This is a genomic window from Pseudomonas sp. GM33 (genome assembly GCF_000282295.1).
Classification (GTDB): Bacteria; Pseudomonadota; Gammaproteobacteria; order Pseudomonadales; family Pseudomonadaceae; genus Aquipseudomonas; species Aquipseudomonas laurylsulfatiphila.
This window is the reverse complement of sequence record NZ_AKJO01000157.1, coordinates 1-8,619: the sequence shown is the minus strand read 5'-3', so window position 1 is coordinate 8,619 and position 8,619 is coordinate 1. Positions and strand designations below refer to the sequence as shown.

The following is an 8,619-nucleotide window of genomic DNA, read 5'->3' as shown; positions in this document are numbered from 1 at the left end:
GTGGCGCCTAGGGGTTTTTCGCGAGCGGCTTGGGCGGTGTTGTCGAGCATCAAGTCGAACTGACGAACCGCTTCCTCGGCGGTTTGTTCGGTGTCTTGCTTGAGCACATGCCCTGCCTGCATGTAAAGAATGGCAGCCCCCAGCAGTACCGGGAGCAATCCGCTGATCAGGGTGACAGCAATTTTCGTGCTGCGACTGCGGGTTTTGGCTTTCAGCGGCATTCGCGAATCCCGTCACGAAGAAGTAAGGCTCTCAACAACTGGCAGGGCAATACGCCTCCCATAAAGAGTTCGGGTAATGGCCATGATAGTTGGCCCCAGGCGGTTACGCTGCTCAACACAGGTCGAGGCTTTGTGCCAGTTCGATAAAGGCCAGTGTCGCGGGTGATGCCTGGCGTCGATCGAGTACCGCCAGGCCGACCTGGCGCACCACCGTCGGTGACAGCGGTTTTTTCACATAGCGGCTGTCTGATTGATGGGGCAATGAACCTTCGGCGACTACCGTCACCCCGTCGCCACGAGCGACGACATCCAGGGTGCTCATCAGCTGCGAGCAGCGATAACGGATGTTGGGCGTCAGTCGGGCCGCGGTGAACAGGCGTGAAACCAGCTCCGAAGAACCGGCCTCGGTCAGCACAAACGGGACGTCGCACAGGTCCTTCAGGTTCAGGCTGTCGTGAACCGCCAGCGGGTGGTTCGCGGGCAGCAGCGCGACCATCTGGTCTTCGATCAGCGCGACCGTGTCGAAGCGCTCCTCGGGCAACACCACAAAGCCGATGTCGATCCGTCGCTCCTCCAGCCACTGCAGCACCTGGCGGTCTGGGCCTTCGTCGATATGCACTTCGATGCCGGGATGGGCGGCGCGGTACTGCTGCAGAATCAACGGCAACAATTTGATCGATGAAGTCGGCCCGAACGAGCCGATACGCAGCGTACCGCGTTTCATGCCCCGAGCGTCGGCCGCTTCCTGGCGCAGGGTGTTGGCCAGGCCCAGCATCGCGCGGGCGCGCAGCAGCAACTGCTGGCCAATGTCGCTTGGCTCGACCCGGGTTTGATGCCGGCGCAACAACTCGACCCCCAGTTCCTGCTCCAAAGACTTCAAGGCATGGGACACCGCCGATTGGGAAATGCCCAGGCGATTGGCCGCTGGCGTGAAGCCGTGGAGTTCGGCCACGAGGGAGAAAATCTCCAGTTGGGTGAGGGTCATGAGTGTTTACTCATTTTACGATGACTGAATATTAGTTGAATGATAGATCATCTCTCCGCTATCCGACCCTGGAATCTTATGACGATATGTGAGCAAACCCTGTCAAAACCCTCGGATCTGCCGGTGTATCTGAAACTGGCGGGCGTCAGCATGGTGTGGGGCGGCACCTTCGTTGCCGGACGCTTTCTGGCCGACGGCCTCAGCCCGCTGCTGGCTGCCAGCCTGCGTTTTTTACTGGCCAGCGCGGCATTGCTGCTGTTTCTACGCATCGCGCGGATACCGCTGCTCCGGCCCAGCGCCCGGCAATGGCTGCAATTACTCTTGCTTGGCTTTTTCGGGATCTTCTTCTACAACCTGTGCTTCTTTTATGGCCTGCATTACATCAACGCTTCACGGGCATCCTTGATTGTGGCGCTGAACCCGGCGGTGATCGGATTCGCTTCCTGGTTACTGTTCAAGGAGCGCTTGAGCCGGGCGAAAGTCGCCGGTATCGCGATCTGCATGGCCGGCGCGAGCATGGTGATCGTCAGTCGCAACCCGCAGTTATTGGCCGCAGGTACTGATGCCTGGGTCGGCGATCTGCTGATTTTCGGCTGCGTGCTCGGCTGGGGTGTCTACTCGCTGTGCTCCAGAGAGCTGAACCAAACCCTGGGACCGGTGCAAACGGTGACCTGTTCGATTCTGCTGGGCACCGTCATGCTCTGGATGACCTGCATCGTCCGTGGCGAGGTAAGTGTCACTGCGATCACCCAACTGGATGCCCGGCAATGGTTGAGCCTTTTGTACCTCGGCGTGCTGGGTTCGGCGCTGGCGTACATTGGCTACTACGATGGCATCCGCACAATCGGTGCGACGCGTTCCGGGGTGTTCATTGCCTTGAACCCGTTGACCGCGGTGATCCTGGGGGCGCTGTTGCTCGATGAGCCGTTGACGCTGGCCATGTGCCTGGGTGGCGGGTTGATACTGGCGGGGATTTTCCTCTGCAACAAACCCCTTGCGCGGGTAAGGAAAAAGGGGATTTGATACAGAAGGCGGACAAAACGATTTACGCTGTGTAGAATCAGGTTACGCATACAATAATAATCGTCTTCTGGCAGCAGAAGCCTCGCCCGCAAGAGCCTTGGGTCGATAATGAAGATATTCGGGTTTCAACTGATCTACGGTGATTTTCTCGCCCGCAGCGTGCGGGGCATCTCCTGTGCGCCACCCAGCGGTCTCAGCATTGCTTACAACTAACCTTAGTTAATTGATAAAAAATGATGAGGCGCCAACCATGGCAGATTTATACGAAAACCCAATGGGCCTGATGGGCTTTGAATTCATCGAGCTCGCATCGCCGACCCCGAACACCCTGGAGCCGATCTTCGAGATCATGGGCTTCACCAAGGTCGCGACCCACCGCTCCAAGGACGTGCACCTGTATCGTCAGGGCGCGATCAACCTGATCCTCAACAACGAACCCCACAGCGTCGCCTCGTACTTTGCCGCCGAGCACGGCCCGTCGGTGTGCGGCATGGCGTTCCGCGTCAAGGATTCGCAGAAAGCCTACAAGCGTGCCCTGGAACTCGGCGCCCAGCCGATCCATATCGAAACCGGCCCGATGGAGCTGAACCTGCCGGCGATCAAAGGCATCGGCGGCGCGCCGCTGTACCTGATCGACCGTTTCGGTGAAGGCAGTTCGATCTATGACATCGACTTCGTGTTCATCGAAGGCGTTGACCGCCATCCGGTCGGTGCCGGCCTGAAGATCATCGATCACCTGACCCATAACGTGTATCGCGGTCGCATGGCCTACTGGGCCAACTTCTACGAGAAGCTGTTCAACTTCCGCGAAATCCGCTACTTCGACATCAAGGGCGAGTACACCGGCCTGACCTCCAAGGCCATGACCGCACCGGATGGCATGATCCGCATCCCGTTGAACGAAGAATCGTCCAAGGGCGCGGGGCAGATCGAAGAGTTCCTGATGCAGTTCAACGGCGAAGGCATCCAGCACGTTGCCTTCCTGTCCGATGACCTGCTCAAGACCTGGGATCACCTGAAAAGCATCGGCATGCGCTTCATGACCGCACCACCGGACACCTACTACGAAATGCTCGAAGGCCGTTTGCCGAACCACGGCGAGCCGGTGGGCGAACTGCAGGCACGTGGCATTTTGCTGGACGGTTCGTCCGAGTCGGGCGACAAGCGTCTGCTGTTGCAGATCTTCTCGGAAACCCTGATGGGCCCGGTGTTCTTCGAGTTCATCCAGCGCAAGGGCGACGACGGTTTCGGCGAAGGCAACTTCAAGGCGCTGTTCGAATCCATCGAGCGTGACCAGGTTCGTCGTGGCGTGTTGTCCACGGACTAAACCATTACGCCGATAAACCTGTGGGAGCGAGCAAGCTCGCTCCCACATTGTTTTGTGTCGGTGGTTAAGGCCTGCGCTGCCGCACCAGATGCTTGAACCCTTCAAACACCAGCACCAGCACCGCCATCCAGATCGGGATGTAGGTCAGCCATTCGCCGGCCTTGATGCTCTCTCCCAACAACAGCGCCACGCCCAGCAGCAACACCGGTTCGACGTAGCTCAACAAACCGAACAGACTGAACGGCAGCAGGCGACTGGCAATGATGTAGACCACCAGCGCTGAAGCGCTGATCACGCCGAGCAGCGGGATCAATAGCGACAACCATGGATGCTGGTCAAACACGCCAAAACCCTGTGCACCGCTCTGAACGAACCAGAAGGCCACGGGCAGCGTCAACGCCATGTCCAGCCACAAGCCGCCGAGGTTGTCCGCTGCAAGCCGTTTGCGCAGAACGAAGTAAGTCGGATAACCAATGCAGACCAGCAAGGTCGCCCAGGAAAAACCACCGACCTGATATACCTCGTTGACCACGCCCAGGCAGGCGAACACCACGGCGACCTTTTGCAGGTACGACAGGCGTTCGCCATAGGCGATCCGCCCGGTCAACACCATGGTCAGCGGCAGCAGGAAGTAACCGAGGGACACATCCAGGCTGTAGCCGTTGAGCGGCGCCCACATGAACAGCCACAATTGCACGCCGAGCAGGGCAGAGGAGGCGATCAGCGCGCCAATCAGCTTCGGATCGGCTTTGGCGCGCCTTACGATCTCCAGCACGCGCTTCCACTCGCCGGACACCACCATGAACACGGTCATGCACGGCACAGTCAGCAGCATGCGCCAACCGAAGATTTCCACGCCGCTCAAGGGGGTGAGCAGCGACGTGTAGTAATACATGACGGCAAACAGCACCGAGGCTGAAACCGATAGAGCGATACCTTTAGACAAGCTGTCCTCGCGTGATTTTGAGTGAGAGTGAAACGGGCGCAGAGGATACGTGTTTTTTCAGACGAATATTGACCGATCAATCAACACGGAACCTGTGGGAGCGAGCTTGCTCGCGATAGCGGTACACCAGCCAACATTGATGTTGAATGTGAATCTGCTATCGCGAGCAAGCTCGCTCCCACATGGGAAAGGGCTGATCAGCTAATGCGCGGTTTACGCCCGGACACAAAGTGGCTCACATCATTGAACCCCGGTGTCGACGCATGCCCCGGTGTCACCAGCGCATCGATGAACGCCTCATCCTCGGCCGTGATCTTCACCGCCTGCGCCTTAGTGTAGGCGTCCCACTGCGCTTCGGTACGCGGCCCGACAATGGCTGAGGTCACGGCGCTGTTGTTCAGCACCCAGGCAATCGCGAACTCGACGATGCCGACGCCGCGCTCCTGGGTGTATTGCTGGATCTGCTGGGCGATGCGCAGGGATTCGACGCGCCATTCAGTCTCAAGGATGCGTTTGTCCTGGCGACCGGCACGGCTGTTGGCGTCCGGTTTCACATCCTGTGCGTATTTGCCGCTGAGCACTCCGCGCGCCAGCGGGCTGTAGGGCACCACGCCCAGACCATAGTTTTGCGCCGCCGTGATCTGCTCGGTTTCAGCCTGGCGGTTGACGATGTTGTACAGCGGCTGGCTGATCACCGGCCGGTCAACGCCGAGCCTGTCAGCCACGCGAATCACTTCGGCGATGCGCCAGCCACGATAATTGGACAGGCCCCAATAGCGGATCTTGCCCTGGCGAATCAAGTCGCCGATGGCCGACACCGTGACGTCCAGCGGCGTGTTGTGGTCTTCACGGTGCAGGTAGTAGATGTCGAGGTAGTCGGTGCCCAGGCGCGTTAGGCTGGCGTCGATACCGTTGAACAGATGCTTGCGGCTCAGACCGCTGCGGTTGGGCACACCGTCCACGGGGCCGAAGCCGACCTTGGTGGCCAACACCCATTCATGACGGCGGCTGGCGATGGCCTCGCCGACGATTTCCTCGGAACGGCCGTTGGTGTAGACGTCGGCGGTGTCGATGAAATTGATGCCCTGGTCCCAGGCCTTGTCGATGATCCGCAGGGAGTCTTCGGTACTGGTCTGTTCGCCGAACATCATGGTGCCCAGGGTCAGCGTAGACACCTGCAGACCCGAATGCCCCAGTGTGCGATAGCTCATGAGCAAATCCTTTTACCGGTGGGAAAGGCTCAATCAGATACCAGAACAGCACCCTGGAGCAAACGCAAATCCAATCAAATGTGGGAGCGGGCTTGCTCGCGAAGGCAGTGGATCAGTCGACAATATTGTTGTCTGACCCACCGCCTTCGCGAGCAAGCCCGCTCCCACACCGGATTTGTGGGGATCAGGCGCGCAACGTACGAGTCATGCGCAACGCCAGCAGACTGCCGCAGACAATCACCCCCGCCAGCAGGTACAGCGCCGCATCGGTCGAACCGGTGCTGTCCTTGACCCAACCCACCAGGTACGGGCTGAGGAAACCGGCCATCTGGCCCATCGAGTTGATCAGCGCCAGGCCACCGGCGGCAGCGCCGGCACTGAGCAGGGCGGTCGGCACCGGCCAGAACATCGGCAGGCCGGTGAGGGCGCCCATGGTGGCGATGGTCAGGCCGAGAATCGCAATGGCCGGGTTGGCGGCGAAGTTCACCGCGATCAGCAGCCCCAGCGCGCCCATCAGCATCGGCACCACCAGATGCCAGCGACGCTCCTTGCGCAGGTCCGCGGAGCGGCCCACGATCAGCATGAACACTGCCGCCAGCAGGTACGGAATCGCACTGAGCCAGCCGATCACCAGGTTATCGCTGAAGCCCAGGTTCTTGATGATCGACGGCAGCCAGAAGTTGATCGCGTACACGCCGCTCTGGATGCAGAAGTAGATCAGGCCGAAGGCCCAGATCGCCGGGTTCTTGAACACCGCCAGCAGCGAATCCGTCGTGGTTTTCGGTTTGTTGGCCAGGTCTTCAGCGTGGTCGGCTTCCAGCACCGAACGCTCGAACGGGGTCAGCCATTTCGCATTGGCGTAGCTGTCACTGAGCAGGAAGTAAGCCAGCGCACCGAGGATCACGGTCGGAATGCCTTGCAGCAGGAACATCCACTGCCAGCCGGCGAGACCGCCCTGGCCGGCGGCGAAGTGGTTGAGAATCCAGCCGGAGAAGGGGCTGCCAAGCAGGCCGGAGACGGGGATCGCCGACATGAACAGCGCCATGATGCGGCCACGGCGGAAGGTCGGGAACCACTGCGAGAGATACAGCACCACGCCCGGGAAGAACCCGGCTTCGGCGGCGCCGGTGAAGAGGCGCAGGGTATAGAACTCGGTCGGCGTGGTGACGAACAGCAGGCAGGTCGACAGCGTGCCCCAGGTGATCATCATCAGCGCGATCCAGCGCCGCGGGCCGAATTTGCTCAAGGCCAGGTTGCTGGGCACACCGCACAGCACGTAACCGATAAAGAAGATGCCGGCGCCCAGGCCGTACACGGTTTCGCTGAACTTCAGCGCGTCGAGCATCTGCAGTTTGGCAAATCCAACGTTGACCCGGTCGAGGTAGTTGAACAGGTAGCAGATGAAAATGAAGGGGATCAAACGCAGGGTGATGCGCTTGTAGACGGCGTTTTTGTCGTCAGCGATGGCCTCGGACGCTACGGCGCTCTGTGTCATGGCGGCTCTCTCTTTATTATGATTTTTTGCGATGCAAAGGGTAACGTTGATCGCCCGGAGAGTCTCGACCACCCTCAGGGTGGCTGTCTTTGTGCCTGAGCACAGGGTTTGCAACCAAGGCCTGTGCGGGTGAACAACCCGTTCCATCACCGTCTTCAAGGATCACTTGCATGTTCGAACTCGATCACGACCTGGCCCAGGACATCGTCGACCGGGCGATGGCCATTCTGCCGTACAACGTCAACGTCATGGACAGCCAGGGCCTGATCCTGGGCAGCGGCGAACCGGAGCGGGTCAACACCCGGCATGAAGGCGCGCAACTGGTCCTGGCCAACGGCCGCGTGGTGGAGATCGATGCGCAGACGGCGATTCATCTCAAGGGCGTGCAACCGGGCATCAACCTGCCGCTGTTGCTCGATCAGCGCCTGATCGGCGTGTTGGGTATCACCGGCGAACCCGAGCAACTGCGCACCTATGCCGAACTGGTGCGCATGACCGCCGAGATGCTGGTAGCCCAGCGCAACCAGCAGGCCGAACAGCAATGGCGGCGCCAGCGCTGCGATGATCTGCTGGCGCTGCTGCTCAGCGAGGCCGGGGATTCTCCACGACTGGTCGATGAAGCGCAGCAGTTGGGCCTCAAGCCACAAATGACCCGGGTGCCGTACCTGTTCGAACTGGGCCTGGAGCACGCGGCGGGGCAAACCGTCGAGGCACTGAGTGCCTGGTTGACCACCCGCCACCCGGACAGTTGGTGCGTCAGCTCGGCCAAAACCTCGTTGCTCTGGTGTCGGCCGGCCAGTCAGTCGGTCGAGAACGAGCGCTTGCTGGACAAGCTTGACGGCCTCGGCTGGAACATCCTGCGCATTGCCGTCGGTGGGCAAGCCGATGGGCTGGCGGGGTTGCGTCGCTGCTATCGCCGGGTCGGTGACTTGCTGGCCTACGGGCGCGAAGTGTTACCGCGCTCCCGGCTGTTGACGCTCACCCGCTATCGGCTGCCGGTGATGCTCTGGCGCCACCGCAACGACGACGCCCTCGACGAATTGCTCAACCCCCTGCGCAAGGTCATTGCCAAGGACAGCAACGGTCAGTTGCTGGCAACCCTGCGCAGTTGGTGTGAACACGACGGCCAGAGCCAGGCCTGCGCCGATGCGCTGGGCATTCATCGCAACAGCCTGCGTTACCGCATGGAGCGGATTGCCGAGCTCAGCGGCGTCGATCCGCTGCGACTCGATGGGATGCTCGCGTTGTATCTGGGCGTGCAACTGCTGCCCGAGCCAGACTCAATTTCGTGAGCGACAAAATCCCCCTGTAGGAGCGAGCTTGCTCGCGAAAAACCAGAGGACGCCGCGGTAAGTCTGATTTCCCGCGTCATCGTTACCCTCCATCGCGAGCAAGCTGTTCTGGTCAAGTT

General features: G+C 60.3%; 7 protein-coding genes and 1 pseudogene. 3 read left to right on the top strand and 5 right to left on the bottom strand.

The features are described 5' to 3' along the window. Both PMI26_RS04250 and PMI26_RS04255 read right to left on the bottom strand, forming a co-directional pair. A pseudogene (locus PMI26_RS04250) lies at window positions 1–221 on the bottom strand (cyclic diguanylate phosphodiesterase); the annotation flags it as partial. Window positions 222–333: 112 nt separating this feature from the next. Beyond that, complete coding sequence (locus tag PMI26_RS04255) at window positions 334–1,206, bottom strand: LysR family transcriptional regulator (protein ID WP_007979063.1); 873 nt, start codon at window positions 1,204–1,206, stop codon at window positions 334–336. A 78-nt stretch (window positions 1,207–1,284) separates the two neighbouring features. On the opposite strand from PMI26_RS04255, the gene PMI26_RS04260 reads away from it, so the two are divergent. Further along, window positions 1,285–2,229 (top strand): DMT family transporter, encoded by a 945-nt coding sequence (locus tag PMI26_RS04260; RefSeq protein WP_007979062.1) that lies wholly within the window; start codon window positions 1,285–1,287, stop codon window positions 2,227–2,229. Between the two features lie 250 nt (window positions 2,230–2,479). After that, on the top strand, window positions 2,480–3,556 hold the full coding sequence (gene hppD / locus PMI26_RS04265) for a 4-hydroxyphenylpyruvate dioxygenase (RefSeq protein ID WP_007979060.1): 1,077 nt from the start codon (window positions 2,480–2,482) through the stop codon (window positions 3,554–3,556). Window positions 3,557–3,620: 64 nt separating this feature from the next. Here hppD and rarD read toward each other — a convergent pair whose 3' ends face one another. The 3 genes from rarD to PMI26_RS04280 all read right to left on the bottom strand — a co-directional run bounded on the left by rarD (window position 3,621) and on the right by PMI26_RS04280 (window position 7,208). Further along, a complete protein-coding gene (rarD, locus tag PMI26_RS04270) occupies window positions 3,621–4,502 on the bottom strand; it encodes an EamA family transporter RarD (RefSeq protein WP_007979058.1) in 882 nt (293 codons plus the stop codon). A 197-nt stretch (window positions 4,503–4,699) separates the two neighbouring features. Continuing rightward, window positions 4,700–5,713, bottom strand: coding sequence for an aldo/keto reductase (locus PMI26_RS04275; protein WP_007979056.1), 1,014 nt, complete (start codon window positions 5,711–5,713; stop codon window positions 4,700–4,702). A 184-nt stretch (window positions 5,714–5,897) separates the two neighbouring features. Beyond that, a complete protein-coding gene (locus PMI26_RS04280) occupies window positions 5,898–7,208 on the bottom strand; it encodes an MFS transporter (protein WP_007979054.1) in 1,311 nt (436 codons plus the stop codon). Between the two features lie 170 nt (window positions 7,209–7,378). On the opposite strand from PMI26_RS04280, the gene PMI26_RS04285 reads away from it, so the two are divergent. Continuing rightward, window positions 7,379–8,500 (top strand): sugar diacid recognition domain-containing protein, encoded by a 1,122-nt coding sequence (locus PMI26_RS04285; protein ID WP_007979051.1) that lies wholly within the window; start codon window positions 7,379–7,381, stop codon window positions 8,498–8,500. Window positions 8,501–8,619: the final 119 nt, after the last annotated feature.

Coding starts and splice junctions, on each gene's coding strand:
- PMI26_RS04260 (WP_007979062.1), top strand. CDS start 1,285: ATGACGATATGTGAGCAAACCCTGTCAAAACCCTCGGATCTGCCGGTG.
- PMI26_RS04280 (WP_007979054.1), bottom strand. CDS start 7,208: ATGACACAGAGCGCCGTAGCGTCCGAGGCCATCGCTGACGACAAAAAC.
- PMI26_RS04285 (WP_007979051.1), top strand. CDS start 7,379: ATGTTCGAACTCGATCACGACCTGGCCCAGGACATCGTCGACCGGGCG.
- PMI26_RS04255 (WP_007979063.1), bottom strand. CDS start 1,206: ATGACCCTCACCCAACTGGAGATTTTCTCCCTCGTGGCCGAACTCCAC.
- PMI26_RS04275 (WP_007979056.1), bottom strand. CDS start 5,713: ATGAGCTATCGCACACTGGGGCATTCGGGTCTGCAGGTGTCTACGCTG.
- hppD (WP_007979060.1), top strand. CDS start 2,480: ATGGCAGATTTATACGAAAACCCAATGGGCCTGATGGGCTTTGAATTC.